This is a genomic window from Conexibacter sp. JCM 18997, assembly GCF_055391915.1.
Genome location: NZ_AP043885.1, coordinates 476468 through 501988, shown reverse-complemented (window position 1 = coordinate 501988; position 25521 = coordinate 476468). Strand labels below are relative to the sequence as shown.

The 25521-nt window shown below is 72.5% G+C and carries 23 protein-coding genes; 13 read left to right on the top strand and 10 right to left on the bottom strand.

The annotated features are described in order from the left end of the window. Positions 1-21: 21 nt before the first annotated feature. Both ACZ5UI_RS02625 and ACZ5UI_RS02620 read right to left on the bottom strand, forming a co-directional pair. A complete protein-coding gene (locus tag ACZ5UI_RS02625) occupies positions 22-1794 on the bottom strand; it encodes a hydantoinase B/oxoprolinase family protein (RefSeq protein ID WP_464193936.1) in 1773 nt (590 codons plus the stop codon). Next, positions 1794-3833 carry a hydantoinase/oxoprolinase family protein gene (locus ACZ5UI_RS02620; RefSeq protein ID WP_464193934.1) on the bottom strand — a complete coding sequence of 680 codons (2040 nt, stop codon included), beginning with the start codon at positions 3831-3833 and terminating at the stop codon, positions 1794-1796. The genes ACZ5UI_RS02625 and ACZ5UI_RS02620 overlap by 1 nt, the downstream gene beginning before the upstream one ends. 160 nt (positions 3834-3993) lie before the next feature. Here ACZ5UI_RS02620 and ACZ5UI_RS02615 point away from each other — a divergent pair, with 160 nt between their 5' ends. After that, positions 3994-6309, top strand: coding sequence for an ATP-binding protein (locus ACZ5UI_RS02615; RefSeq protein WP_464193932.1), 2316 nt, complete (start codon positions 3994-3996; stop codon positions 6307-6309). On the opposite strand, the gene ACZ5UI_RS02610 is transcribed toward ACZ5UI_RS02615, so the two are convergent. Further along, positions 6296-8329 carry a hydantoinase/oxoprolinase family protein gene (locus ACZ5UI_RS02610; RefSeq protein WP_464193930.1) on the bottom strand — a complete coding sequence of 678 codons (2034 nt, stop codon included), beginning with the start codon at positions 8327-8329 and terminating at the stop codon, positions 6296-6298. The genes ACZ5UI_RS02615 and ACZ5UI_RS02610 overlap by 14 nt on opposite strands. Then, a complete protein-coding gene (locus ACZ5UI_RS02605; RefSeq protein ID WP_464193928.1) occupies positions 8326-9978 on the bottom strand; it encodes a hydantoinase B/oxoprolinase family protein in 1653 nt (550 codons plus the stop codon). The genes ACZ5UI_RS02610 and ACZ5UI_RS02605 overlap by 4 nt, the downstream gene beginning before the upstream one ends. A gap of 155 nt (positions 9979-10133) precedes the next feature. On the opposite strand from ACZ5UI_RS02605, the gene ACZ5UI_RS02600 reads away from it, so the two are divergent. Genes ACZ5UI_RS02600 through ACZ5UI_RS02580 form a run of 5 tightly spaced genes read left to right on the top strand, consistent with a single transcriptional unit; the run spans position 10134 to position 14517 of the window. After that, positions 10134-11387 (top strand): class-III pyridoxal-phosphate-dependent aminotransferase, encoded by a 1254-nt coding sequence (locus tag ACZ5UI_RS02600; protein ID WP_464193926.1) that lies wholly within the window; start codon positions 10134-10136, stop codon positions 11385-11387. Beyond that, a complete protein-coding gene (locus tag ACZ5UI_RS02595; RefSeq protein WP_464193924.1) occupies positions 11384-12349 on the top strand; it encodes a phosphotransferase enzyme family protein in 966 nt (321 codons plus the stop codon). The genes ACZ5UI_RS02600 and ACZ5UI_RS02595 overlap by 4 nt, the downstream gene beginning before the upstream one ends. A gap of 23 nt (positions 12350-12372) precedes the next feature. After that, complete coding sequence (fabG, locus tag ACZ5UI_RS02590) at positions 12373-13152, top strand: 3-oxoacyl-ACP reductase FabG (protein WP_464193922.1); 780 nt, start codon at positions 12373-12375, stop codon at positions 13150-13152. Continuing rightward, the gene (locus tag ACZ5UI_RS02585) at positions 13149-13901 is read left to right on the top strand and encodes a GntR family transcriptional regulator (RefSeq protein WP_464193920.1); all 753 of its coding nucleotides are present in this window, start codon (positions 13149-13151) and stop codon (positions 13899-13901) included. The genes fabG and ACZ5UI_RS02585 overlap by 4 nt, the downstream gene beginning before the upstream one ends. Positions 13902-13935: 34 nt before the next feature. After that, the gene (locus tag ACZ5UI_RS02580) at positions 13936-14517 is read left to right on the top strand and encodes an LOG family protein (protein WP_464197743.1); all 582 of its coding nucleotides are present in this window, start codon (positions 13936-13938) and stop codon (positions 14515-14517) included. Between the two features lie 521 nt (positions 14518-15038). On the opposite strand, the gene ACZ5UI_RS02575 is transcribed toward ACZ5UI_RS02580, so the two are convergent. Further along, on the bottom strand, positions 15039-15857 hold the full coding sequence (locus tag ACZ5UI_RS02575) for an MIP/aquaporin family protein (RefSeq protein ID WP_464193918.1): 819 nt from the start codon (positions 15855-15857) through the stop codon (positions 15039-15041). 61 nt (positions 15858-15918) lie between these two features. Here ACZ5UI_RS02575 and ACZ5UI_RS02570 point away from each other — a divergent pair, with 61 nt between their 5' ends. Together ACZ5UI_RS02570 and ACZ5UI_RS02565 are read left to right on the top strand one after the other, a co-directional pair. Continuing rightward, positions 15919-16878 (top strand): ABC transporter substrate-binding protein, encoded by a 960-nt coding sequence (locus ACZ5UI_RS02570; protein WP_464193916.1) that lies wholly within the window; start codon positions 15919-15921, stop codon positions 16876-16878. Positions 16879-16973: 95 nt separating this feature from the next. Beyond that, positions 16974-17288: a hypothetical protein gene (locus ACZ5UI_RS02565; protein ID WP_464193914.1), complete on the top strand. Its 315-nt coding sequence runs from the start codon at positions 16974-16976 to the stop codon at positions 17286-17288. Between the two features lie 43 nt (positions 17289-17331). Here ACZ5UI_RS02565 and ACZ5UI_RS02560 read toward each other — a convergent pair whose 3' ends face one another. Genes ACZ5UI_RS02560 through ACZ5UI_RS02550 form a run of 3 tightly spaced genes read right to left on the bottom strand, consistent with a single transcriptional unit; the run spans position 17332 to position 19675 of the window. After that, positions 17332-17694 carry a hypothetical protein gene (locus tag ACZ5UI_RS02560; protein WP_464193912.1) on the bottom strand — a complete coding sequence of 121 codons (363 nt, stop codon included), beginning with the start codon at positions 17692-17694 and terminating at the stop codon, positions 17332-17334. A 14-nt stretch (positions 17695-17708) separates the two neighbouring features. Continuing rightward, the gene (locus tag ACZ5UI_RS02555; RefSeq protein WP_464193910.1) at positions 17709-19004 is read right to left on the bottom strand and encodes an Nramp family divalent metal transporter; all 1296 of its coding nucleotides are present in this window, start codon (positions 19002-19004) and stop codon (positions 17709-17711) included. Beyond that, positions 19001-19675: a metal-dependent transcriptional regulator gene (locus ACZ5UI_RS02550; RefSeq protein ID WP_464193908.1), complete on the bottom strand. Its 675-nt coding sequence runs from the start codon at positions 19673-19675 to the stop codon at positions 19001-19003. The genes ACZ5UI_RS02555 and ACZ5UI_RS02550 overlap by 4 nt, the downstream gene beginning before the upstream one ends. Positions 19676-19715: 40 nt before the next feature. On the opposite strand from ACZ5UI_RS02550, the gene ygfZ reads away from it, so the two are divergent. Beyond that, positions 19716-20627 carry a CAF17-like 4Fe-4S cluster assembly/insertion protein YgfZ gene (gene ygfZ, locus ACZ5UI_RS02545; RefSeq protein ID WP_464193906.1) on the top strand — a complete coding sequence of 304 codons (912 nt, stop codon included), beginning with the start codon at positions 19716-19718 and terminating at the stop codon, positions 20625-20627. On the opposite strand, the gene ACZ5UI_RS02540 is transcribed toward ygfZ, so the two are convergent. Together ACZ5UI_RS02540 and ACZ5UI_RS02535 are read right to left on the bottom strand one after the other, a co-directional pair. Beyond that, on the bottom strand, positions 20624-20827 hold the full coding sequence (locus ACZ5UI_RS02540; protein ID WP_464193904.1) for a hypothetical protein: 204 nt from the start codon (positions 20825-20827) through the stop codon (positions 20624-20626). The two genes, ygfZ and ACZ5UI_RS02540, sit on opposite strands and share 4 nt — an antisense overlap. 67 nt (positions 20828-20894) lie before the next feature. Beyond that, entirely contained in the window at positions 20895-22580 is a 1686-nt protein-coding gene (locus ACZ5UI_RS02535) for an exonuclease domain-containing protein (RefSeq protein WP_464193902.1), read from the bottom strand. An 83-nt stretch (positions 22581-22663) separates the two neighbouring features. Between ACZ5UI_RS02535 and ACZ5UI_RS02530 the strand changes: the two genes are divergently transcribed. From ACZ5UI_RS02530 to ccrA, 4 genes are read left to right on the top strand one after another with little or no spacing between them, the layout of a single operon-like run. Continuing rightward, complete coding sequence (locus tag ACZ5UI_RS02530; protein WP_464193900.1) at positions 22664-22837, top strand: hypothetical protein; 174 nt, start codon at positions 22664-22666, stop codon at positions 22835-22837. Between the two features lie 37 nt (positions 22838-22874). After that, positions 22875-23300 carry a hypothetical protein gene (locus ACZ5UI_RS02525; protein ID WP_464193898.1) on the top strand — a complete coding sequence of 142 codons (426 nt, stop codon included), beginning with the start codon at positions 22875-22877 and terminating at the stop codon, positions 23298-23300. A gap of 10 nt (positions 23301-23310) precedes the next feature. Further along, entirely contained in the window at positions 23311-24243 is a 933-nt protein-coding gene (locus ACZ5UI_RS02520; protein WP_464193896.1) for a magnesium transporter CorA family protein, read from the top strand. Between the two features lie 24 nt (positions 24244-24267). Continuing rightward, positions 24268-25521 carry a crotonyl-CoA carboxylase/reductase gene (ccrA, locus tag ACZ5UI_RS02515; protein WP_464193894.1) on the top strand — a complete coding sequence of 418 codons (1254 nt, stop codon included), beginning with the start codon at positions 24268-24270 and terminating at the stop codon, positions 25519-25521.

The following is a 25521-nucleotide window of genomic DNA, read 5'->3' as shown; positions in this document are numbered from 1 at the left end:
TTTCGGTTGTCGGGGTGGGTCTCAGGCGCGGCGGGCCGCGCGCTCCTGCTGGGTGGCCGCCTCGTCGACGGACCAGTCGTCGTAGCGCAGGCCGGGCGTCAGCACGACGACGCCGTACTCGCGCAGCGCGGCAGCGGTGCTGACGTAGTCGTCCTTGACGTCCTCGAGCACGAGCGCGGGATCGCGGTCCAGCGGATCGCCGAACCCACCTCCCCCGCCCGACCAGTAGTCGAGGAAGTCGCCGGACTCGGCGTCGTGACCGGTGGTCATGACGCCGACGTTGTTCTCCTTGTCGGTGCCCCGGTTGATCGAGAACCCCTGGTTGCCGCCGTGCTGGCCGCCGAACAGGCCCCAGGCCGGATGCTTCTCGCGGTCGCCGAAGCTCGACAGCGACGCGCCGTCGGTGTTGGTCAGCTTCAGCCGGCGCAGGTCGCCCAGGCCGCCGCGCTGGCGACCGGGGCCGCCGGAGTCGGTGATGAACTCCATCCGCTCCCACAGCACCGGGTACAGCTGCTCGTACAGCTCGGCCGACTGGTTCATCGAGCCCGACGCGAACAGCGTCATGAACGTCCCGTTGTCGCGATCGTGGCGCGCCCCGTAGCCGCCCTCCGTCCACACGTAGAAGATGTAGTCCTCGGTGAACGTGTCCTCGCGCAGGTCCTTGCCCGCCCCCACGAAGTTCGTCTCGGTGGCCGGGCAGGCCATCACCCGTTCGGGGACGATCTGGGCCATGCACCCGTAGACCAGGTCCACGGAGCGCTGGAAGGGCGCGCCGCTCATGCCCGACACCGGCGCCGGGCGCAGCGCGTGGAAGATCGAGTCGGGGATCGTCTTGATGGTGATCGCCCGGTTGATCCCGCCACACATCTCCAGCTCGGGGAAGATCGACTTGACCGCCGTGACCACGCCGGACGTGGTCACGGGCAGCGGCGCGTTGACGGCGCCCTTGGCCCGCGGATCCGAGCGCGTGTAGTCGAACGTCAGCTGGTCGCCCTCGACGACCAGGTCGAGGATGCAGGTGATCGGCGCGTCGCTCTTGGAGCCCGGGTCGTGGTCGATGTAGTCGGTCATCGAGTACGTCCCGTCGGGCAGCCCGGAGACGATGTCGCGCAGCCCCTGCGCGTTGGAGGCCATGTGCTCCTCGAACATGGCCAGGATCGTGTCGCTGCCGTACTTGTCGATCAGGCCGCGCATGCGGCCCTCGCCCAGCTCCAGCGAGGCGGCCAGGCCGAGCAGGTCGGCCCGGTTCATGTCCGGCAGGCGGCAGTTGGACAGGAAGATCTCCAGGATCCGGTCGTTGCGCTTGCCCGCCTCGACGAACTTCACCGGGGGCATCAGCAGGCCCTCGGCGTAGATGTCCTTGGCGTTGGCCACGAAGCTCGACGGCAGCGCGCCGCCCACGTCGGTGAAGTGGCCGCAGTTGATCAGGAACGCGATCAGCTGGTCGCCGTCGAAGATCGGCTTGACCATGCGGATGTCCGGCAGGTGCGTGCCCCCGCGGTGCGGGTCGTTGGTGGTGAAGACGTCGCCCGGCTGGATGTCGCCGCCGAAGTCCTCGAGGATCGCCTGGACCGTGAAGGGCATCGTGCCCACATGTCCCGGCAGCACCAACGCGCCCTGCATCACGAGCTCGCCGTCGGCGGTCAGCACCGCGCCGCTGAAGTCGCGGCCCTGGGTGATGACCGGCGACATCGCACAGCGCATCAGCATCACGCCCATCTCGTCGACGATCGAGGCGAACGAGTTGCGCAGCACCTCGATCGTGAAGCGGTCGACGGGTTGCACAGGCTCCATCAGGCGATTCCTTCGATGTCGATGCGGATGTTGTCGGCCTCGTCCAGCCAGGCGGTCATGCCCGGCTCGACCACCGTGGTCGCGTCGTACTGCTCGATCACGGCCGGCCCGGGGATGCGCTCGCCGGGCACGAGCGCCTCGCGGCGCAGCACCGGCGTGTCGAAGGCGCGGCCCTCGTCGGCGAAGTACACCTCGCGCGTGTACGGCTCGCCGGCCTCCACCCGCTCGGCGCGCTTCAGCGTCGTCGCGTCGATGCGGCCGATGCCCTCGACGCGAACCGACTCGATCTCCACCGGGTAGTTGCGGGCCGAGTAGCTGAAGCGCGTCTCGTGCACCTCGTGGTAGCGGTGCGTGAGCTCGTCCAGCCAGGTGCGCGACGGCTCCAGCAGCGACACCGGGATCGGGATCGTCTGCGCGTCGATGCCCCCCGCGTACTTCATGTTCAGCGTGTACTCGACGTCGATCGCGCTGGAGGCGAAGTCGCGCTCCAGCCGGGAGCGCACCTCGCGCGCCCCGCGCTCGAGCGCCTCCAGGAGCGCCTGGGGCTCCAGGCGCGGGATCGCCACGCCGACCGACTCGATCGTGTCCGTGCGCACGTCGGTGGCCAGCAGCCCGATGGCCGAGGCCACGCCGGGGCGCGGCGGCACCAGCACCTGCGGGATGCGCATCGCCTTGGCCACCGCCGCCGCGTGCACCGGGCCGGCGCCGCCGAACGCGACGAGCGTCAGGTCCCGCGGGTCGTGTCCGAGCTCCAGCGTCATGCGGCGCACGCCCTGCTCCATGATCGAGTTGGCCACGCGGATGATGCCCGCGGCCGTGACCATCGGGTCCTCGCCGAGCTGCTCGGCCAGCGCCTCGACGGCGGTGAAGGCCGCCTGGCGATCGAGGTCCATCTGACCGGCCAGCAGCGATTGCGCGCCCAGCGTGCCCAGCACGACGTGCGCGTCGGTGGTCGTCGCCTGCGTCCCGCCGCGCCCGTAACAGGCCGGGCCGGGACGGGCGCCCGCCGAGTGCGGACCGGAGCGCAGGTGGCCCTGCTTGTCGACCCAGGCGATCGAGCCGCCGCCCGCGCCGATCGTCTCGATCAGCACGCTCGGGAACAGGACCGGGATGCCGAACTCGACCTCGGACTCGTCGGTGATGATCGGCTTGCCGTCGCGGATCACCGAGATGTCGCAGCTGGTGCCGCCCATGTCGAAGGACACCAGGTCGGCCAGCCCGACCGAGGCGCCCGCCGCGGTGGCGGCCACGACGCCGGCCACCGGGCCGCTGTTGGCCGCGCGCACCGGCGTGGCCGCCGCCGCGTCGGCCGGCGCCACGCCGCCGTGGGACTGCATAAGCATCAGCGAGCCGCGCAGGCCGCGCTCGCGGCAGCCGGCGTCGACGCCGTCCAGGTAGGACTGCATCTGCGGCCCGACGAAGACGTTGGCGGCCACCGTCGAGGTGCGCTCGAACTCGCGGGCCAGCGGCACCAGCGCGTGCGACAGCGTCACGTAGGCGTCGGGCAGCAGCTCGGCGATCAGCTCGCCGACGCGCCGCTCGTGGGCCGGGTTCTTGAAGGCGTTGATCAGCGAGACGGCGACGGCGTCGACGCCGTTGGCCACGCAGCGCTCCAGCACGGAGCGCACGGAGTCCTCGTCCAGCTCGATCAGCACGTCGCCGCGGTAGTCGATGCGCTCGGTGATCGTGAAGCGCATCCGGCGCGGGATCAGCACGGCCGGCGGGTCCCACTGGATGTCGAGCATGCCCTCGCGCGGGCGGTGGGCGCGGCGCAGCTCCAGCACGTCGCGGAAGCCGTCCGTCGCGATCAGGGCGCACGTGGCGCCCTTCTTCTCGATGAGCGCGTTCGTGGCCATCGTGGTGCCGTGGATGAACAGGTCCACGGTGTCCATCGAGCCGATCGCGTGGTCGATGCCCGCGAGGATGCCCGATGGGTCGCCGGGGGTGCTGGAGGGGACCTTCTCGACGCGCAACGTGCCGTCGTCCTCCACCGCCACGATGTCGGTGAACGTGCCCCCGGTGTCGATGCCGAGTTTCATGCGGCCAGCCAACCGGGCCTCACGCGCGGTGTATCCCCGGTGATCGCCTAGTCGTGCCCCGGTCATCGCCCAGGCTGTGGGACCGACGGTCGAACCGGTGTCGACCCTCGGCCGGAACGTGGGCGTTGAGCGGTCGCCGCCGACTACCGTCGCCCGGGCGATGCGCACGGCGGCGATCGACCATGACGAGTGCGAGGTGCGCCTGCTGCGGGCCCTGGCCTCGGCGATGAGCGCCGGCCTGTCGCCCGAGCGCTTCCTGCGGGTGTTCTCCGACGAGCTGGCCCAGTGGGTCGACCATCACCACGTCGACGTCGAGCTGCTGTCCGAGGACGGCGCCACGTTCGGATACCTGGGCGCGAGCTTCCGCGACGGGCCGTACGCCGTCGAGGGCGAGAGCGCCTTGTGGAACGGCTTTGCCACCGGCGTGCGCTATCCGCTGGAGCAGTTCACGATCCGCCACTCGGTCCACGACGGCCAGGCCCGCCGCTTCGACGACTACCCGCACGACCCGCTCGTGCTGGCCACCGACAACGCGCTGGAGCTGGCCACGATGCGCGGCGGCCTGCGCTACGGCCTGATCCTGCCGCTGATGGTCGACGGCGCCGTGTTCGGCGTGATGTGCTGCGGGCGGGGCGCGCCACACGGGCCGTTCAGCGACGACGACTTCGCGCTGGCCACGGTCCTGTCCGAGCGCCTGGCCCCGTTCGTGTGGACGTTCCGCTCGCTGCTGCTGGAGCAGGAGACGCGCGCCCAGCTGCAGCGCCAGCGCGACCTGCAGCTGCGCCTGAACGCGATCTCCTCCGCGGTGGCCGGCTCGGTCGACGAGCGCGGCGTGCTGTCGACCTTCGCCAGCGAGCTGGTCAAGGCGATCCCGTGCGCCGGGCTGGAGGTCCGCCTGGTCTCGGGCCCGACCACGTGCCGGGCCTTCTCGGCCCACCCCGACGCCGGCTGGGCCGACCTGGGCGAACAGCCGACGGCGGCGGCGCCGGGCGCCGCCTGCCTGCTGACCGACGCCACGCACGTCGTCGAGGGCGCCGCGCCGACCGTGCTGACCGTGCCCCTGCGCGCCCGCTCCCGGCGCATCGGGTCGCTGACCTTCCGCGGCGGCGCCGACCTGGCCGGCGAGGGCACGCGCGTGGTCGCCTTCCTGCTGGCCGACCACCTCGGGCCGTACCTGGAGTCGGTGCGCCTGGCCCGCGAGGCCGAGCAGCGCGCCCGCGAGCTGGGCGCCACCTCCGAGCGCTCGCGCGTCTCACGCGAGATGCACGACCGGGTGATCGACGACCTGACCGCGGCCCGTCGCGCGGTCGACCACGGCGAGCCCACCTGGGCGCTGGAGCCGATGCTCGACGGCGCCCTGCGCGGGATGCGCGAGCTGCTGTGGGAGCTGCGCTCCACCCCGGTCGGCCCCGAGCACCTGGAGGGGCTGCTGGAGGCCCAGCTGGCGATCGTGGCCGACGAGCTGGGCGCGGCAGTCGAGCTGGCAAAGCCCGTGGATCTGGGCACGCTGGACGCGGCCCAGTCGACCGCGCTGTACGCGATCGCCCGCCAGCTGCTGTCCAACGCGCGCCGCCACAGCGCCGCCCATCGCGTGACCGTGCGCCTGGCCGCCGTCGGCGGCCGCTGCCGGCTGGTCGTGCGCGACGACGGGATCGGCATGATGCCCGGCGTGCGTGAGCACCGCCCGCAGGCCGACGGCGCCGGCGCGGGGCTCTTCCTGGTCCGCGAGCAGGTCCGCCTGGGCGGCGGCGAGCTGGCGCTGCGCAGCGCCCCCGGGCGCGGCACCGAGGTCGACGTGTCGCTCCCGCTGGTCCGGCCCGACGGCGGGCTGGCGCCGCTGCTGGCCGCGTTCGCCGACACCGAGCCGCTGCGCATCGAGCCGCTGGGCGACGCGCCGCTGCGCGTGCTCGTCGTCGACCACCAGACCGTCGTGCGCGAGGGGCTGCGCGCGCTGGTCGAGCGCGCGCCCGACCTGTGCGTGGTCGGCGAGGCCCACGACCACGCGACCGCGATCCGCCTGGCCCGCACGCTGCAGCCGCGCGTCGTGCTGCTCGACCTGCACCTGCCGGTTCGCGCCGCCGAGGTGACGCGCTCGATCGTCCGTGAGGCGCCGCAGGCCCGGGTGATCGGCACCACCTCGCTGGCCGATGCCGCCGCCGCCCGGGCGATGCTCGACGCCGGCGTCCACGGGCTGGTCTCCAAGGCGGCCAGCGCCGATCAGCTGCTGGAGGCCGTGCGCAGCACCGGCGGAGCCGAGTCCGCGCCCGAGCCCGGTGCCGTGACGCTGACCGGCCGCGAGGCCGAGATCCTCGAGCTCCTGCACACCGATCTGACCTACCGCGAGATCGGCGAGCGCCTGAACGTCAGCGCCAAGACCGTCCAGTACCACGTCAACCACCTGTTCGCCAAGCTCGACGTGCACAGTCGCGCGGCCGCCGTTTCACGCGCCGTCGAGCTCGGACTCAGCGGGCGCTGACCACGAGGTTCCCGCCGGCGTCCACCTCGAGCGCGTGCCCGGGCGGCACGACCGTGGTCGACGACGCCTCCTGCACGAGCACCGGGCCTTCGGCCCGGAAGCCGACGCCCAGCCGGTCGCGATCGACGACCGCGTAGTCGACCGGGTCGCTGCCGGTCAGGTCCACCGAGCGCATCGCCACCCGCGTGCGCTGGATGCCCTCGGGCACCGACGGGCGCGGGCGCGCGATCGCGTGGGCCACGCCGAGGCGCAGCGTGACCACCTCGACGGCCTCGTCGGGCAGCGCGAACGTGTAGCGCTGCTCGTGCGCGGCGTGGAAGCGCTCGCGCAGCGCGGCGGGCCCGATGCCGGGGTCGGGCAGCTCGACCTCGACGCCGTGCTCCTGACCGCGGTAGCGCATCTCCAGCGACCAGCGCCGGCGCACCGCGCCCTGCGCCCCGCCGGTCTCCCCCAGCAGCGCCAGCGCCTCGCGCTCCAGCGGGGCGAACCGCTCGCGCAGCCCGCCGTCGGCCAGCGCCTCCAGCGCGGCGACGTGGGTGCGGGCCAGGTCCACGCGCGGCTCGGCCACGAGCATCCCCCAGGCCGAGAAGTAGCCGGGCAGCGGCGGGATCACCGTGCGGCGCACCTGCAGCTCGGCGCCGAGCAGCACCGCGTGCAGCGGGCCGCCGCCGCCGCTGGCCACCAGCGTGAAGTCGCGCGGATCGTGCCCGCGATGGACGGAGACCAGGCGCAGCGCGTTGTGCATGCGCGCGTTGGCCAGGCGCAGCACGCCGGCGGCGGTGCGCGCCGGGTCCAGGCCGAGGCGCTCGCCCAGGCGGCCGAGCGCGGACCAGGCGGCGTCGGCGTCCAGCGCCAGGCGCCCGCCCAGGAAGTACTCGGGGTCGATCACGCCGGCCACGACCATCGCGTCGGTCACGGTCGGCTCGGTGCCGCCCTGTCCGTAACAGGCCGGCCCGGGCACCGCGCCCGCGCTCTGGGGGCCGACGGTCAGCGCGCCGTTGGCGGCCACGCGGGCCAGCGAGCCGCCGCCCGCGCCGATCTCGACGATGTCGACGACCGGGACGCTGACCGGGATGCCGGCGCTGGTCGGCGAGCGCTCCACGTGGTAGTCGGTGGTCTGCTCGGGCGTGCCGTCGCGGATGACCGTGCACTTGGCCGTCGTGCCGCCGATATCGAGGTAGAGGACGCGCTGGTCGCCCAGGTGGCGGCCGATCTCGGCCGCGCCGGCGATGCCGCCCGCCGGGCCCGACTCGACCAGGTGGATCGGCAGCGCACGGGTGCGGGCGACCGACGCGGTGCCGCCGCTGGACTGCATCACGCGCAGCTCGCCGGTCAGGCCCCGGCGGGCCACGCGCCCGTCGAGGTCGTCCAGATAGCGCTCGACGACCGGCTGCACGTAGGCGTTGAGCACCGTGGTGGAGCTGCGCTCGTACTCGCGCCACTGCGGCGCGACGTCGCTGGACAGGCTGATCGGCAGGTCGGGCAGCAGGTCGGCCAGCGCCGCGCCGACGGCGCGCTCGTGGGCGGGGTTGGCGTAGGCGTGCAGCAGGCACACGGCGACCGCCTCGACGCCGGCCGCGCGGCAGGCCTCGGCCACCGCGGCGACCTGACCGGGCCGCAGCGGGCGCACGACCGCGCCGTCGGGACCGATGCGCTCGTCGACCTCGAAGCGCAGGCGCCGCGGGACGAACGGCTCCGGCTTGCGGTAGCGCATGTCGTACATGTCGGGCCGGTTGCCACGGGCGATCTCCAGCACGTCGCGGAAGCCCTGGGTGGTGATGAGCGCGGTGCGCGCGCCGCTGCGCTCGGTGATCGCGTTGATGACGACCGTGCAGCCGTGCAGCAGGACGCGCACGTCGGCCAGGTCGATCTCGCCCTGCTCCAGCGCGGCCAGCACGCCCTCGGCGAACTGCGGCGGCGTCGTCGGGACCTTCGTGGCGTGGACGGCGCCCGTCACCTCGTCGTAGGCGACCAGATCGGTGAACGTGCCACCGACGTCGGTGGCCACGCGCAGGCTCACTCCGCGACCCCGTAGACGTCCCGGGCGATGTGCGGCGTGATGTAGCCGTCGAGCACGTCGGCGCGCACGCGCTCGGGCTCGCGATCGCGCGGGTCGCCGAAGCCGCCCCCGGCCGCGGTGACCATCGTCACCCGCTCGCCGTAGGCCAGCTCGCGCCGGGTCACGCGGCCGATGCGCTCGTCGCCGTAGCGGAAGTGGTTGGTCGAGCCGTCGGCGCCGCCGCCCAGCCCCCACGGCTGCCGCCGCGAGCCGCCCATCGACCCGAACGAGACCGCGCCGGCGGGATCGAGCACCGTGTACTCGCGCACCACGCCCAGCCCGCCGCGCCGGCGGCCCGCGCCCGCCGCGGTGGGCGCATCCAGCGCGTAGCGCTCGACGCGCACCGGGAAGCGCGACTCGACCACCTCGACGGGCAGGTTGTAGGTGTCGCCGTCGGTGGCGGCGATCAGGCCGCTCTGGCCGTCGGCGTCGGGGCCCGCGCCCCAGCCGCCGTCGTTGGGCTCGGCCAACACGTACGTCGCGCCGCCCGCCCCGCCCCGGCCGACCAGGTAGCTCACGGCCAGCGACACGTAGCTGCCGGCGCCCAGGCGCTCGGGCAGCACCGGCGCGAGCGCGCGCAGGATCAGGTCGGTGGCGTAGGCGGTGGCCTCGTAGTACCAGCCCGTCGGGGTCGGCTCCCGCGCGGTGAAGATCGTGCCCTCGGGGCAGGTCACGGTGAACGGCCGGAAGGCGCCGTCGGTGCTGGGCGCGTGCGGATCGGTGATCGCCCGGAAGGCGGTCCGGCAGGCCGACTCCAGCGCGCCGCGGCTGCAGTTGACCGGCCCGCGCGACGCGGGCGCCGAGCCGCTGAAGTCGGCCGACAGCGTCTCGCCCTCGACGGTCACGCGCACCTGGATCGGGATCGGCTCGTCGGCCACGCCGTCGCCGTCGATCACGTCGCGCGCGTCGTAGCGCCCGTCGGGGATCAGGGCCAGGCGCGCGCGGACCAGCGCCTCGGCCTGGTCGTGGCGGGCCGCGGCGGCGGCGCGCACGGTGTCGGCGCCGTAGCGCGCGAACGTCTCGCCGATCCCCCGCTGGCCGACGCGCACCGCGGCCAGCCCCGCTTCCAGGTCGGCCAGCGCGGTCGACGGCAGCCGCACGTTGGCGGCGATCAGGTCCACCACCGTCTCGTCCAGCGCGCCGTCGCGCACGACGCGCAGGCAGGGCAGCCGCAGGCCCTCCTGGTAGATCTCGGTCGCGTCGGGTGGGATCGATCCCGGCACGGCGCCGCCCAGCTCGATCCAGTGGGCCACGGTCACGGCGAACCCGACCAGCGCGCCGGCGTCGAACACCGGGCCGACCAGGCAGACGTCGCACACGTGCGTGCCGCCCCCGTACGGGTCGTTGGTGGCGAACACGTCACCCGGCGCGATGCGCTGGCCGAACTTGGCCAGCACCGAGCGCACCTGCGGCCCGAACGTCCCGGTGAACAGCGTCAGCCCGTTGGTCTGGGCGATCACGTTCCCGTGCGGATCGGTGATGCCGCAGGCGAAGTCGAGCACCTCGTAGACGATCGGGCTCATGCTGGTCCGGGCCAGCACCTCGCCCATCTCGGCCGCGACGGCGACGAGCTTGTCGTTGATGATCTCTCGGGTGAACGGGTCGTCCACGGCCCGCCACGCTAAGCGGCGCCGCCCGGGCGTTCTTCGGCACGTCCGACACGTTGCGGACGCGACCGTTGTGCACCTCGCTGCACTGCGGCAGGACCGAATTGGACCTTTTGCCGTGGATCGCGCCCCGCCCGGGCGACAAGCTCCGCCAGGCCATGTTCGACTACGGCTTCGCCACCTTCGCCTCCAAGGACGACCTGCTGCGCCGCGCCGAGCAGTCGTGGAACCCGGGCAAGACCCGCTTCTGGTCGGAAGCGGGGATCGACCTGGTGATCGACCGCCGCGACGGCTACCGGCTGTGGGACATGGAGGGGCGCGAGCTGATCGACGTGCACCTCAACGGCGGGACCTACAACCTCGGCCACCGCCACCCCGAGCTGATCGCCGCGCTGATCGAGGGCACCGAGCGCTTCGACCTGGGCAACCACCACTTCCCGTCGATCGCCCGCACCGCGCTGGCCGAGGTGCTCGTGCAGTCCGGCGGCCCGGGAATGCGCTGCGCGCTGTACGGCGCGGCCGGCGGCGAGGCGATCGACCTGGCGCTGAAGACCGCGCGCCACACCACCCAGCGGCGCAAGATCGTCTCGATCGTCAAGGGCTACCACGGGCACACCGGCCTGGCCGTGTGCACCGGCGACGAGCGCTTCTCGCGGCTGTTCCTGTCCGAGCGGCCCGACGAGTTCGTGCACGTGCCGTTCAACGACCTGGAGGCGATGGCCGGGGCGCTGGCCGGCGACGACGTCGCCGCGGTGCTGATGGAGACGATCCCCGCGACCTACGGCTTCCCGCTGCCCGCGCCCGGCTACCTGGACGCGGTCAAGGCGCTGTGCGAGGCGCACGACACGCTGTACATCGCCGACGAGGTGCAGACGGGCCTGATGCGCACCGGCGAGCTGTGGGCGATCCACAAGACCAACGTGCAGCCCGACATGATCGTCACCGCCAAGGGCCTGGGCGGCGGGCTGTATCCGCTCTCGGCGGTGATCGTCAGCGACCGTTGCACGCAGTGGATGGAGGAGGACGGCTTCGCCCACATGTCGACGGTGGCCGGCGCCGAGCTGGGCTGCGTGGTGGCGCTCAAGGCGCTGGAGATCACGCGCCGGCCCGAGGTGCGCGCGGGCGTCGAGCGCGCGTCGGCGCGCTTCACCGAGGGGCTCGGGCGCATCCGCGCCGATCACCCCGACTGGTTCGTCGGCGTGCGTCAGGACGGGCTGGTGATGGGCCTGGAGTTCGGCACACCCGAGGGCGCCAAGGACGTGATGCGCGCGCTGTACGAGCGCGGGGTGTGGGCGATCTTCTCGACACTCGATCCCAGCGTGCTGCAGTTCAAGCCCGGTCTGCTGGTCGACGACGCGCTGGTCGACGCGATCCTCGAGCGGGTCGCCGACGCTGTAGCGGTCACCGCATGAGCGCGGACGCGATCGCCCAGGCCGCGCTGGCCCGCTACGACGTCTCGCCCCAGGCGCAGCTCGAGCTGATCAACGTCTCGGAGAACTGGACCTACCGGCTCGACGATCCGGGGACCGGCCTGCGCGCGGCGCTGCGCGTGCACCGCCCCGACTACCGCGACGCCGGCGAGATCGCCTCCGAGCTGCGGTGGATGGACGCGCTGGACGCCGACGGGGTCGTCGTCGCGCCCAAGGCGATCGCGGCCCGCGGGGGTGATCGGGTCGTCGAGGTGCGGGCCGCGGGCGTGCGCCGCGACGTCGTGCTGTTCGAGTGGCTGGAGGGTGCGATGCCCTCGGCCGACGAGGACCTGACCGGCGGCTTCCGGCTGCTTGGCGCGATCTCCGCCTCACTGCACGCGCATGCGCGGACGTGGGCTGCGCCGGACGGCTTCCGCCGCCCACGCTGGGAGCACGACACGATGCTCGGCGCGCGCCCGGCCTGGGGACGCTGGCAGGACGGCCTGGGCGTCGGCCCGGAGGAGCTGGCACTGCTCGGGCGACTGGACGCGGTGCTGGCCGCCCGGCTGGCCGCGTTCGGCACCGGGTCCGAGCGCTTCGGGCTGGTGCACGCCGACCTACGTCTGGCCAACCTGCTCGTGGACGACGGCGCGGTGCGGGTGATCGACTTCGACGACTGCGGCTTCTCGTGGTGGCTGTACGACTTCGCCACCGCGGTGTCGTTCTTCGAGGACGATCCGGCCGTGCCCGCGCTGGCCGCCGCCTGGGCCGAGGGCTACCGCTCCGTCGCGCCGCTGGCCGCCGCCGACGAGGCCGAGCTGGAGACGTTCGTGCTGCTGCGCCGGCTGCTGCTGGTCGCCTGGGTGGGCTCGCACCAGCACGCGCCCGAGGCCGTCGAGCTCGGCGCCCCGTTCACCGCGGCGACCTGCGCGCTGGCCGAGTCCTACCTGTCGCGCTTCACCTGAACCAGAGAGGCTGGAAAGCAGAGATGTTCACCCCCATCACCGGGCGCACGGCGATCGTCACCGGCGCCACCAAGGGCATCGGCAAGGGCATCGCCGAGGTGCTGGCCGGCGCCGGCGCCAACGTCGTCATCAGCGGCCGCGACGAGCGCGTCGGCGAGGCGGCCCAGGAGGAGCTCTCCGGCCTGGCGGGCAGCGTCCGCTACGTCCCCGCCGACGTGTCGGTCGAGGCCGAGTGCGCCGCGCTGGCCGCCACGGCGGTGGAGCTGTTCGGCTCGATCGACATCGTGTGCGCGAACGCGGGCGTGTTCCCCGACAAGCTGCTGGCCGACATGACCGCCACCGACATCGACGAGATCTTCGCGGTCAACGTGCGCGGCTGCATGCTCACCGTGCGCCACTGCCTCCCGGCCCTGGAGGCCAGCGGGCACGGCCGGGTGATCCTGACCTCGTCGATCACCGGACCGGTGACGGGCTACCCCGGCTGGTCGCACTACGGCGCCACGAAGGCGGCGCAGCTGGGCTTCATGCGCACCGCGGCGATGGAGCTGGCGCCCAAGGGCATCACGGTCAACGCCGTGCTCCCGGGCAACATCGCCAGCGAGGGCCTGGCCGAGATGGGCGAGGACTACATCGCCTCGATGACCGCCTCGATCCCGCAGAAGCGCCTGGGCGACGTCGCCGACATCGGCCACGCCTGTCTGTTCTTCGCCAGCGACGAGGCCGGGTACGTGACCGGGCAGTCGCTGATGGTCGACGGCGGCCAGGTGCTGCCCGAGGCGCCGGCGGCGATGGACCTGCTGTGAGCATCGCGCTCGGCGAGAGCGCGCGGGCGGTTCACGGGCGGCTGCTGGCCGAGATCGACGGCGGCGCGCTGGCCCCGGGCGGGCGCCTGGGCGCCGAGCGCCAGCTGGCGGCCGCGCACGGCGTCAGCCGCACGACGCTGCGCGAGGCGCTGGATGCGCTGGAGGCCGAGGGGCGCGTGCGCCGGCTGCGCGGGCGCACGGGCGGCGTGTTCGTGGCCGAGCGCCGCGTCGAGCGCGATCTGCGCACGCTCACGGGTCTGCCCGCCTACCTGCACCGCCAGGGCTTCGACAGCGCCACGCGCGTGGTGTCGACCGCGACGCGGCCCGCCGACCGGGCCGGCGCCGACGCGCTCGGGCTGGCCCTGGGCACGCCGGTGGTCGACATCGTGCGCACGCGCCTGGCCGACGGCGAGCCGATCTCGCTCGAGCGCGCGGTGCTGCCCGCCGACCGCTTCCCGGGCCTGCTCGATCGCCCGCTGAGCGGCTCGATCTACGCCCTGCTGGAGGCCGAGTACGGGGTCCAGGCCACCGAGGCGACCGAGCAGATCGAGGTCGTCGCGGCGCCCGTCGAAGCGGCTCGGGCGCTGCGCGTGCGCCGGGGCAGCCCGCTGCTGGCGGTGGAGCGCATTGCCTGCGACGCGGACGGCGTGGCCTTCGAGCACTCCCACGATCTGTTCCGGGCCGATCGCGTGCGAATCGTGGCGCGTGCGCGCTCGGTCAGCACCCGTGAGGCGCTGCTCTCGGCCTGAGGACCGCCCACTAACCTGGCGGGACGTGCCTCAGCTGACCAGCATCTGCGTCTACGCCGGCTCCAGCCCGGGCGCCCGCCCGGAGTACGCGCAGGCGGCGGCCGCGCTCGGCCAGGCGATCGCCGACCGGGGCCTCGGGCTCGTCTACGGCGGCGGCGACGTCGGCCTGATGAAGATCGTCGCCGACTCCGCGATGACGGCGGGCGGCCAGGTCACGGGCATCATCCCGCGCACGCTGATGGAGCGCGAGATCGGCCACGGCGCGCTGTCGGAGCTGCTCGTCGTCGAGACGATGCACGAGCGCAAGCTGGCGATGGCCGAGCGCGCCGACGGCTTCATCGCGCTGCCCGGCGGCATCGGCACGGTCGAGGAGCTCGTCGAGGCGCTGACCTGGACCCAGCTCGGGGTCCACGACAAGCCCTGCGCGGTGCTCGACGTGGCCGGCTACTGGCAGCCGCTGATCGAGCTGCTCGACCACGCCGTCACCGAGCGCTTCCTCCCCGCCCAGCACCGCTCGATGCTGCTGGCCGGCACGGAGCCGAACGCCCTGCTCGACGCCCTCGAGGCCTGGGAGCCGCCAACGGTTCCCAAGTGGCTCGACCGCGACACCACCTGACGCGCAAACGGCAACGACGGGCAGCGAAGACGCGCGTGCCTCCCCGCGCCGCCAACGCGAGCGGGAAGTGGCACGTTCCCACTCCCCACTCCCACCATTGTCAGGTCAGCGTCGCTATGCGACGCCCACCCGACAATCACCACCCGGGAGAGTGGCGACGCGCCAGCCCGCCACCGTTCCCCTCTTCGGGCGGCCGTTGTCCTCCGCGACCCGCATACCGGGCTCGAGCGGACAACGAGCACCCGGGAGAGTGGCGACGTGCCACTTCCCGCGACGGCTGGCGTCGCCGACAACGGCTCACCCTCCGTCGCTGCGCGCCGTACACCCCCGCGCGAGACCTGACGCTCCCGCCGGCGAAACGGCTGCTCATGTCAGCTCAGCGTCGCTATGCGACGCCCATCCGACAATGACCACCCGGGGGAGCGGGGACGCGTCGGTCCTCGCTGACGCGGGCGTTGCCGCGGACGGCACGCGCGCCTTCGCTGCCCGCCGTTGAGCCCGCGCGGACGGCGCGCGGACGCTCAGCTGAGCTTGTCGACCGGGCGCTCGCCGGGACCGCGCTCGGCGGCGACGACCTCGTCGACCACCTGGGCGGGCGGGACGTCGGTGTCGATCAGGCGCCCGCCCCAGCGGCGCTCCTGCTCGACCAGGACGACGTGGGTGTAGATGAAGCCGGCCAGCGCGCCGCCGATGACCGGGCCAAGGACGTAGACGAGGATCCACGTGCCGGCGCTGCCGAACTCGCCGGAGATCAGCGCCGGGCCGAAGGCGCGGGCCGGGTTCAGCGCCGCGCCGGTCAGGGCGCCCATCCCGAGCACGCCGACGCCCAGCGCCAGGCCGATGATCAGGCCGGCGAAGGACTTCTCGGCGCGCGGGTTGACGGCCATCGCCATGATCGCCCAGAGCAGGACGAACACGCCGATGCCCTCGGCGACGATGCCGGCGAAGTCGCTGTTGACGATGTCCGACAGGCCGGGCGCGCCCAGGTTGGCCGCGTCGCCCACGTCGCCCAGGAGCAGCTTGACCACGAGGGCCGCGGCGATCGCGCCGAGCACCTGCATGACGATGTACACGGCGGCGTCGACGCCGCTGATCTTGCGCAGCGCGAGTAGGGTCGTGGTGACCGCCGGGTTGAAGTGCGCGCCCGAGATGCCGCCCAACGCGTAGATGCCGATCGCCAGCGCGATCACGTGCGCTCCAGCGATGATCAGGAGCGCCTCAGCCGTCAGGCCGTCGCCGATGCCGGCGGTCGTCACACAGGCCGTCAGACAAATGAAGAGGACCAAGAAGAAGGTCCCCAGAAACTCGGACACATAGGACGTCCACGCGCGCTCTCCCATGTCGCCATCATTGCCAGTAGTGAGACATCTTGCAACTTTCGTCACGATCCTCTGCTTTTCGGTGTGCGCCATCGGATGCGGGGGCGACGACAGCGGCGCCAGCCCCGACGCCGAGGCCACGCTGCTGCTGGACTTCACGCCCAACGCCATCCACGCGGGCATCTACTCGGCCCTCGCGCGGGGCTACGACGAGGCCGAGGGCGTCACGCTGAAGGTGCAGCAGCCGTCGTCCTCCTCGGACTCGGTGAAGCTGCTCTCGGCGGGCAAGACCGACTTCGCCGTGATGGACATCCACGACCTGGCGCTGGCCCGCGAGAAGGGCGCCGAGATCGTCGCCGTGATGTCCATCGCCCAGCTGCCGCTGGCCGCCGTCCTGGCCCAGCCCGACGTCACCCGCCCGCGCGATCTGGAGGGCCAGCGGGTCGGCGTCACCGGCCTGCCCTCCGACGACGCCGTGCTCGACTCGATCGTGCAGGGCGACGGCGGCGACCCGGCCCAGGTCAAGCGGACGACGATCGGCTTCAACGCGGTCGCCGCGATGCTGGCCCAGAAGGTCGCCGGCGCCACCGCCTTCTGGAACGTCGAGGGCCTGGCGCTGAAGGACAAACGCCCCGACACCCAGGAGTTCCGGGTCAACGACTACGGCGCGCCCGCCTATCCCGAGCTCGTGCTCGTCACCCAGTCGGCCACGGCGCAGGACGACCCCGACCTGGTCCGCGCCACCGTCGATGCGCTGCGCCGCGGCTACGCGTTCACCCTGCGCGATCCGGAGTCCAGCGCGTCGGACCTCGTCTCCGAGGTGCCCGAGGCCAACCGCGAGGAGATCATGCGCCAGCTCGACGTGCTCACGCCCGTGTTCACCGGACCGACCGGGCAGCCCGGCGGGCTGGACCGCGACGTGCTCGAGCAGTGGTCGCGGTGGGAGGCGAAGTTCGGCATCACCAAGGAGCCGCCCAACGTGGCCGACGCGTTCATCACGCGCTACGCCGACGCGCAGATGCCCTCCGACAGCTCCTACTGACCTGAGCGGCCGCTGAGAGCGCGGCCTGGTCGCTTACACGCGCCCGACGAAGGGCGCGTCATGGTCGATGGCGGTCCGACGAAGGGAGACAGCCAATGGACCAGGAAGACCAGCAGCACCACCCGCGTCGCCGCATGGCGGTCGTCGGGGCCACGGTCCTCGCCGCGGTGGCGATCGCCGTCCCGGCCGCGTTCGCGGCCACCGGGGGCAGCGACGGATCGTCGACCACGACGGCGCCCGCGCAGACGCAGCCCTCCGAGCAGGCCGCCCCACAGGGCGACCGGCCGGACCGGGCCGGCGGGCACCGTGGGCCGTGCCCGAAGGACGGCGACCAGGGCAGCGATCAGGGATCGAGCGACCGCTCGTCCGGGACGACGTCGTCCCCGGCCGAGACGGCGTTCACCTACTGATCGCGCGCGATGGCGCGCTCCGTGCCCAACGGCGCGGGGCGCGCTACTGCGCGCGCAGGTGCTTGAACTCCTCGCGGACCGACTCGGGCCGGCCCCACATCTGCACGACCTCGGTGCGCCCGACGCGCAGCTGGCGCAGCACCAGCTCGCCCTCGATCTCGGCGTTGTCGAGCAGCTTGAGCGTGCCGTGCACGACCGGCGCGGCGGCCGCGTGGCCGAAGCGATGGGCCACCAGCAGACGCCAGTGGAAGCGCTCCTTGCTCAGCGGCTGCGCGTTGCAGGTGACCAGGTACGTCGCGGTCTCGATGTAGCGGCTGACGTCGAAGATCCGCAGCTCGAGCTCGAGGTCGGACCAGTCGTCCGCGAGCGAGTCGACGATGGCCTGGAAGTCGTCGGCGAGAGGCATCCCGGGAAGCGTATCTACCCGAGGAACGTGTCGTAGAGCAGGAAGCCGTTCAGCGCGATGATCAGCCCGGCCACGACGCTGGCGATGATCGTCGTCGCGCGATGGTTGACGAACTCGCCCATCACGTCGCGGTTGCGGGTCAGCAGCACCAAGGGCACCAACGCGAACGGGATGCCGAAGCTGAGCACGACCTGGCTGAGGACCAGCGCCCGCGTCGGGTCCACGCCGATGGCCAGCACGATCAGCGCCGGGGCCATCGTGATCGCCCGGCGCAGGGCCAGCGGGATCGTGCGGTTGATGAAGCCCTGCATGACGACCTGACCGGCGTACGTGCCCACGCTGGAGGAGGCGAAGCCGGAGGCCAGCAGGGCCAGCGCGAAGGCGATCGCCGCGGGCGAGCCGACCAGGTCGGTGAACGCCTGGTGGGCGCCCTCGATCGTGTCCAGCTCGGTCAGCCCGTTGGAGTGGAACAGCGATGCGGCGACGATCAGCATCGACATGTTGACCAGGCCGGCGATGCCCAGCGCGATCAGCACGTCGATCCGGCCGAAGCGCAGGATCTTGCGCTTCTCGGCGTTGTCGCGGGCCACGATGCGGTCCTTGGTCAGCGCGCTGTGCAGGTAGATCACGTGCGGCATGACCGTGGCGCCCAGGATGCCGGTGGCCAGCAGGATCGAGTCGGTGCCGTCGAAGTGCGGGACGAAGCCCTTGGCCGCCTCGCCGGCGTCGAAGCCGATGCGCAGCGTGTCGTACAGGAAGCCGAGCAGGATCACGCCGAGCATCCCGGCGATGGCCAGCTCGAAGCGGCGGTAGCCGCGCGACTGCAGCGCGAGGATCGCGAAGGCCACGACCGCGGTGATCAGGCCGGCGGGCAGGAGCGGAATGCCGAACAGCAGGTTCAGCGCGATCGCGGCGCCGATGAACTCGGCCAGGTCGGTGGCCATGGCGATCAGCTCGGCCTGGATCCACAGGCCGATCGTCACCGCCCGCGGGAAGCGCTCACGACACAGCTCGGCCAGGTTCTTCCCCGTCGCGGTGCCGACCTTGGCCGACAGCGACTGGATCAGCATCGCCATCAGGTTCGCGGCGAGGATCACCCACAGCAGCAGGTAGCCGAACTTCGCGCCGCCGGCGATGTTCGTGGCGAAGTTGCCCGGATCGACGTAGGCAACCGCGGCCACGAAGGCCGGGCCGAGCATCGGCAGCACGCCGCGCACGCGTCCGCGGGCCCGGATCTGCTCGAGCTCGCTGGGTCCCTGGACCGGCCCTTCGACGGCCGCCTCGGCCGGGACCTCGGCGGCGGTGCTCACGGCGCGATCTCCACCCGCATCGCCTTGGCCAGGTCGCCGCCGAGCACGTGCACGGCCTCGTCGTCGCCGAAGCGGGCGAACAGCGGGCCGTCGAACGGCTGCTTGTCGACGATCTCGAAGCGGGCGCCGGGGAAGATCCCCCGGTCGGCCAGGTAGCGCAGCATCGACGGGTCGGCGTCGGACACGCGCACGAACACGCCGGCGGTGCCGGGCTCGAGCTCCTGCAGCGCGGTCCGGGGCCCTTCTTCGATGACCAGGTCGCGCGTGGGGATCGGGTCGCCGTGCGGGTCGTGCGTCGGATCGCCGAGCTTGGCCGCGATCAGCTCCTCGAGCTCCTCGGAGAGGACGTGCTCGAGCACCTCGGCCTCGTCGTGGACGCGGTCCCAGGGCACGCCCAGGTCCTCGGCCAGGTACAGCTCGAGCAGGCGATGGTGGCGGATGACCTCCAGCGCGACCTTGGCTCCGTCGGGCGTCAGCTGCACGCCCTTGTAGGGCACGTGCTCGACCAGCCCGAGGCCGTCGAGCTTCTTGACCATGGCCGAGGCGGACGCCGCCGTCACGCCGAGCCGCTCGGCGATCGCGTTCGTCGAGACGGCGCCGCCGTTGGTGCGCGTCTCCAGGGCGTAGATGGCCTTGGCGTAGTCTTCGACGGCGGAGGTCACGCTGTCCATGAGCACAAGTTTAGCCATGCCTGAAAATGAGTCCACGGCCGTGCACGAATCGTGCGGCCTCGTCGATCGCTCCGAGCGGGGCAAGCTCGCGCTGACCGGCGGCCAGGCCAAGGAGTTCCTCAACGGCCAGGTCACCAACGACGTCACGCTGCTGGAGGCCGGCACCGGCCTGTACGCGGCGTTCCTGACCCACAAGGGCAAGATGCAGGGCGACGTGCGCGTGCTCGATCTCGGCGATGAGCTGTGGCTCGACACCGAGCGCTCGGCCCTGCAGGCGTTGTTCGACATGATCCGCCGCTTCAAGATCGGCTTCGACGTCGAGCTGCACAAGCGCACGCTGGAGTCCGCGCTGCTGTCGCTGGTCGGGCCGCGCGCCCGCGAGGTGGCCGGCGCCGAGGAGCTGCCCTCGGCCGAGCACAGCTCGATGCGGGCCATGCGCGGCGGCGCCGCCGTGGTGCTGGTGGCCACCGCCGACGGCATCGACGTGATCTGCGACGCCGCCGACGCGCCGGCCGTGCGCGCCGCCCTGGTGCAGGCCGGCGCGGTCGAGGTGGGCGAGCCCGCCGCCGAGCTGGTGCGCGTGGAGTCCGGGCGTCCGCGCTTCGGCGTCGACATCGACGACACGACGATCCCCCAGGAGGCCGGCCTCAACGAGCGCGCGGTCAGCTTCACCAAGGGGTGCTACGTCGGCCAGGAGACCGTCGCCCGCCTGTTCTACAAGGGCAAGCCCAACCGCCACCTGCGCGGTCTGCGGCTGAGCAGCGACGCGGTGGCCACCGGCGACGCGCTGCACCTGGGCGAGCGCGAGGTCGGCCGGGTGGGCACGATCGTGCGGTCCCCCACGCTGGGCCCGATCGCGCTGGCCATGGTCCGGCGCGAGGCCGAGCCGGGCACGACGGTGACGATCGGTGACGACGGCGCGAGCGCGACCGTCGTCGAGCTGCCGTTCTAGCCGCCCAGGCCCCAGACCATCGCGACGGCCACCACGAGCAGCCAGCAGAGGATCTGGGTGCTCCAGAAGACGATCGCGGGGCGGTCCAGCCCGGCCACGAAGCTCGAGAGCGTCGCCGACAGGTCGTGGAAGACCGACTCGGGCGGCGACAGGACGAGCGGAGCGTCCTGCTCAGTCGTCTGGTGAAGATGCGTGGACATTGGCTCTCTGGTGATCGGCAACGGTCCGATCAAACAGCAACATCGTAACGTGTCGCACGAAGTCGGATCAGGCCGTCTCGGTTGCAAAGGCGCGCAGCCGCTCGCCATTCGGACTGGGGTCCAGGGCGAGCTGCGGCGGAAGGTTGGCAGCCACCCAGGACGCCACGATCCGCACCTCGTCGACCTCGTCGGCGGGCACGTGGGTGGTCGGGCGGCGCGGATCCCAGCGGCCCAGCGCGACGCGGGTGCGCTCGGCGATGTCGCCCTCGCCGACCGCGCCGAAGTCGGCCACCCGGCCGTCGATCAGCCAGAACAGGTCGCCTCGGGCGGGATCGCGCGGGTGCGGTGCGCGCACGAGACGCGGACGCGCGTGCGTGGCGGCCAGCGTGCCGTCCAGGCGCGACAGGAGCTGCTCCAACCGCCCCCGCCGGCGCCGTAGCCCGGCCGCGCGCTCGTACTGCTGGGCCTCGGCGGCGGCGCGCACGGCCGCGTCGAGGTGGTCCAGCAGCGCCGTGCCGCCGTCGTGCCGGCCGCTGAACAGCGCCAGCGCCTGGTCGAGCCGGCGCCGGTACAGGTTCGGGTCCAGGTCGCCCAGGCACGGCGAGAGGCAGCGCCCCATCTGCCCGTAGGCGCTGGGATGCTCGCGGCGCGGCAGCCCGCGCCCGCAATGGCGCAGCCCGAACAGCGAGTTGAGCTGCTCGACCAGCTCGCCCGCGACGGCGCGACCGCGCAGCGGCCCGACATTGACGGCGTGGCCGGCGGCCGGCGCGGCCGCGACCTCGAGCACCGGGAACGCGATGTCCAGACGGCAGCGCACGTACACGTAGCGGTCCTGATGCTTGAGGCGCACGTTGCCCGGCGGCGTGAAGCGCTTGATCAGGCGGTTCTCCAGCACGAGCGCGCCCAGCTCGGACGCGGCCTGCTGGAAGTCGACGATCGTGGCCTGCGCGGTCCAGGCCGACGGCGCGCTGCTGGGCGCGAAGTGGGCCCGGGCCCGCGAGCGCACCGACACCGACTTGCCCACGTAGAGGACCTGTCCCTCGGCGTTGCGGAAGATGTAGACGCCGGGCTCGTCCGGGACGTCGGTCATGTCCGGCGCGGCCGTCGAGCGGCGCCGGCGCGCCCCGTGGCGCCCGCCGTCCGTCGCCCCCGCACGGGTGCGCTTCGACGGGCGCGTCGGACGCAACGCGGCGATCGCCTCCCCCACCGTGGTCGCGTGCGCGGCCAGCTTGGGCAGCAGCGCGCACAGCACCCGCGCGGTCGTCTCGGCGTCGGCCAGCGCGCGGTGCACCTCGTGGACCTCGATGCCCAGCGACTCGGCCAGCGGGCGGAGCTTGCGCTGGCGGGCCAGCGGCGCGAACCGCCGGGCCAGCGCCACCGTGCACAGCGCGGGTGGATCGGGCCACGTCAACCCGGCGCGCTCGCAGGCCTGCGCGAGCACGCGCCGGTCGAACGCCGCGTTGTGGGCCACGAGCACGCGCCCCTCGAGCTGCTCGAGCAGGTCGGCCAGCGCGATCTCGGCCTCCGGCGCCTCGTCGAGCATCGTGTTGGTGATGCCGGTCAGGCGCTGCACGCCGCGCGACAGCGGCGCGCGCACCGCGCACAGCGAGGCGAAACGATCGTGCAGCTCCCCGCCGCCGACGAGCACCGCGCCGACCTCGGTCAGCTCGCAGCGATCGCCCCCGTAGCCGTTCGTCTCCGTGTCGACCACGAGGAACTCGGCGCTGCGCAGCGGGTGGTCGACGAGATCCATCCCCGTGTCCTACGACACGCCCCCGACGGCATGAAACTGCGGTTGCGCTGCAACGACCGCCGATCGGGGTAGCATCGCCTTCGATGATGTCGTTCGCGACAGGCCGGGAGCTGGAGCGCCTCGAGGTCGAGCGCGAGGCCTGGGACGTCTATCGCGCCACGTTGGCCGAGCTTCGGGGACGCGAGTACGAAGCGGCCGAGCCGGCCGCGTGGGACGCGCTGCAAGCGCGCCTCGCCGAGATCGACCATTCGCAGTAGGGTGCGCAACCGGAGAGGGATGGCCCGTACGCAACGCATGCACGCCGCTGTCGGAACGGCCGCTATCGCCGGTTCGCTGATCGCTGCCGGTTGCGGCGACGACACCGACTACAAGAACACCGACCGGCCGCCCGCGCCGATCATCGTCACGGCCTCGATCGCCAAGGACAAGGTGTCGGTCTCGCCCACGAGCTTCGGCGCCGGCCCGATCAAGCTGCTGGTCGTCAACGGCACCAACCGCTCCCAGCAGGTGACGCTGGAGACGGCCGACAAGCCGGGCAGCGGCGCCGCCGGCGTGCGGCAGGCCACCGGCCCGATCAACCCCAGCGACAACGCCACGCTGTCGGCCGACGTCCGCGAGGGCACCTACTCCGTGCACGTGGCCGGCGACGACATCCGCGGCGCCACGCTCGACGTGGGCAAGGAACGCCCCACGTCCCAGCAGGACCTGATGCTGCCGTAGTGGGGCGCTGATGCAGGTCCTGTCGGCTCCGGATCGGGCCGCGCTCGACCAGGCGCGCGAGCGCGGCGAGTACGTGTGGATCGACCTGCTCGATCCGTCGGACGAGGAGCTGAGGAACGCCTCGCAGGAACTGGGCGTCCACCCGCTGGCCCTGGAGGACAGCGAGGAGTTCTCCCAGCGCCCCAAGCTGGACCACTACGGCGACCACCTGCTGCTGGTCTTCTACGGCGCGCGGCTGGAGGACGACGGCGAGATCCTGCTCGTCGAGACCCACCTGATCGTCGGCTCGCAGTGGCTGCTGACCGTGCGCCGGCACCCGTGCCTGTCGCTGGACGACCTGCACGACCGCTCCACGGACCCCGGCGACGATCGCTGGATCGTCTATCGCGTCGTCGACTCGCTGACCGACTCCTACTTCCCGGTCATGCACGAGATCGATCAGCGCATCGACCGGCTCGAGAACGAGGTGCTCGAAGGCGACGCCAAGGACGCGCGCCGCGACATCGTGACGCTGCGCAAGCCCGTGCTGAAGATCGAGCGGATCCTCACCGCGCAACGCGACGTGTTCGACCGCTCGGTCTCCGAGCTCGAGCAGCTGCCGGGCCTGGGCGAGGTGTCGCAGGCTTACTTCCGCGACGTGCAGGACCACCTCTACAAGCTGGCCGGGCGGGCCGACGCCGAGCGCGACCGCCTGACCGGGGCGATCCACCTGGCCGAGGGCATGACGAACAACCGCCTGGCCGAGGCCAGCGAGCGGCTGTCGCTGATCGCCACGATCTTCCTGCCGCTGACCGCGGTGTCGAGCTTCTTCGGGATGAACTTCGGCTGGCTGGTGGACAAGATCGACACGCCGATCTGGTTCTGGACCCTGGGGGTCGGCCTGCCGCTGATCTTCCTCGTCGTGCTGATCACGCTGATCTGGCGACGGGGCTTCCTGGATTGAAGCCCGGGTAGGATTCGGCGCCATATGGCCGTCGATCTCTCACAAGTCACGCATGTCGCCACCGAGCCTGGCGAGCTGCCGCCGACCATGGCGGCGTGGGTCATCCGCGAGGACCGTCTGGGCGAGCCCAAGGACGCGTTCCAGATCGAAGAGATCGAGGTACCCGAGCCTGGCGCGTTCGAAGTGATCGTGCGCGTGATGGCCGCCGGCGTGAACTTCAACAACGTGTGGGCCGCCCTCGGGAAGCCCGTGTCGGTGTTCGGGTACGGCGACCACCCGGAGTACGGCCACCACATCGGCGGCTCCGACGCCTCGGGCGTCGTGTGGAAGGTCGGCGACGGCGTCACCCGGTGGAAGGTCGGCGACGAGGTCGTCGTGCACTGCAACCAGGCCTCCTACGAGGACGTCGAGGTCCACGGCCTGGACCCGATGGCCGCGCCGAGCCAGCGGATCTGGGGCTACGAGACGACCTGGGGCTCCTTCGCCCAGTTCACCAAGGTGCAGGCCCAGCAGCTGCTGCCCAAGCCCAGGAACCTCAACTGGGAGGCCGCCGCCTCCTACGGGCTGACCTACTTCACCGCCTACCGCATGCTCATGGACCAGGCCAAGATCCAGGCCGGGCATCGCGTCCTCATCTGGGGCGCCGCCGGCGGCCTGGGCGTGTTCGCCGTCCAGCTCTGCAAGGCGGCCGGCGCCGACTGCGTCGGGGTCGTCTCCTCCGACGAGAAGGGCGAGCTGATCAAGCGCCTGGGCGCTGTGGACTACATCAACCGGGCCGAGTTCGCCGGGATGATGCGCAAGGGCGGCGAGACGCCCGAGGAGGACAAGGCGCGCTTCAAGGTCTCGCGCGCGTTCTCCAACCGCGTCAACGAGATCCTCGGCGAGCCGCCCGACGTCGTCTTCGAGCACGTCGGCAAGGCCACGTTCCCGACCTCGGTCCTGGCCGTCAAGCCGTTCGGCAAGGTCGTCATCTGCGGTGCGACGTCGGGCTTCCAGCTCGACTTCGACGTGCGCTACCTGTGGATGCGCCAGAAGCAGATCATCGGCTCGCACTTCGCCAACGCGTGGGAGTGCCACAAGGCCAACCAGCTGATCGAGCAGAACAAGATCCGACCCGTCCTCTGGAAGACGATGGGCTTTGACCAGGTGGCGGAGGCCCACCAGCTGATGCACGAGAACAAGCACCTCGGCAAGATCTCCATCCTCGTCGGCGCGCCCAGCGAGGGCGACGGCCAGATCGAGGATGGCCCCGGTGCGATCCACGCGGAGGTGGGCTGA

Bases quoted from the DNA above. Each gene is read 5' to 3' on its own strand.
- ACZ5UI_RS02625 (WP_464193936.1), bottom strand. From the start codon at position 1,794: ATGGAGCCTGTGCAACCCGTCGACCGCTTCACGATCGAGGTGCTGCGC.
- ACZ5UI_RS02620 (WP_464193934.1), bottom strand. From the start codon at position 3,833: ATGAAACTCGGCATCGACACCGGGGGCACGTTCACCGACATCGTGGCG.
- ACZ5UI_RS02615 (WP_464193932.1), top strand. From the start codon at position 3,994: ATGCGCACGGCGGCGATCGACCATGACGAGTGCGAGGTGCGCCTGCTG.
- ACZ5UI_RS02600 (WP_464193926.1), top strand. From the start codon at position 10,134: ATGTTCGACTACGGCTTCGCCACCTTCGCCTCCAAGGACGACCTGCTG.
- ACZ5UI_RS02595 (WP_464193924.1), top strand. From the start codon at position 11,384: ATGAGCGCGGACGCGATCGCCCAGGCCGCGCTGGCCCGCTACGACGTC.
- fabG (WP_464193922.1), top strand. From the start codon at position 12,373: ATGTTCACCCCCATCACCGGGCGCACGGCGATCGTCACCGGCGCCACC.
- ACZ5UI_RS02575 (WP_464193918.1), bottom strand. From the start codon at position 15,857: ATGGGAGAGCGCGCGTGGACGTCCTATGTGTCCGAGTTTCTGGGGACC.
- ACZ5UI_RS02565 (WP_464193914.1), top strand. From the start codon at position 16,974: ATGGACCAGGAAGACCAGCAGCACCACCCGCGTCGCCGCATGGCGGTC.
- ACZ5UI_RS02560 (WP_464193912.1), bottom strand. From the start codon at position 17,694: ATGCCTCTCGCCGACGACTTCCAGGCCATCGTCGACTCGCTCGCGGAC.
- ACZ5UI_RS02550 (WP_464193908.1), bottom strand. From the start codon at position 19,675: ATGGACAGCGTGACCTCCGCCGTCGAAGACTACGCCAAGGCCATCTAC.
- ACZ5UI_RS02540 (WP_464193904.1), bottom strand. From the start codon at position 20,827: ATGTCCACGCATCTTCACCAGACGACTGAGCAGGACGCTCCGCTCGTC.
- ACZ5UI_RS02535 (WP_464193902.1), bottom strand. From the start codon at position 22,580: ATGGATCTCGTCGACCACCCGCTGCGCAGCGCCGAGTTCCTCGTGGTC.
- ACZ5UI_RS02530 (WP_464193900.1), top strand. From the start codon at position 22,664: ATGATGTCGTTCGCGACAGGCCGGGAGCTGGAGCGCCTCGAGGTCGAG.
- ACZ5UI_RS02525 (WP_464193898.1), top strand. From the start codon at position 22,875: ATGCACGCCGCTGTCGGAACGGCCGCTATCGCCGGTTCGCTGATCGCT.
- ACZ5UI_RS02520 (WP_464193896.1), top strand. From the start codon at position 23,311: ATGCAGGTCCTGTCGGCTCCGGATCGGGCCGCGCTCGACCAGGCGCGC.
- ccrA (WP_464193894.1), top strand. From the start codon at position 24,268: ATGGCCGTCGATCTCTCACAAGTCACGCATGTCGCCACCGAGCCTGGC.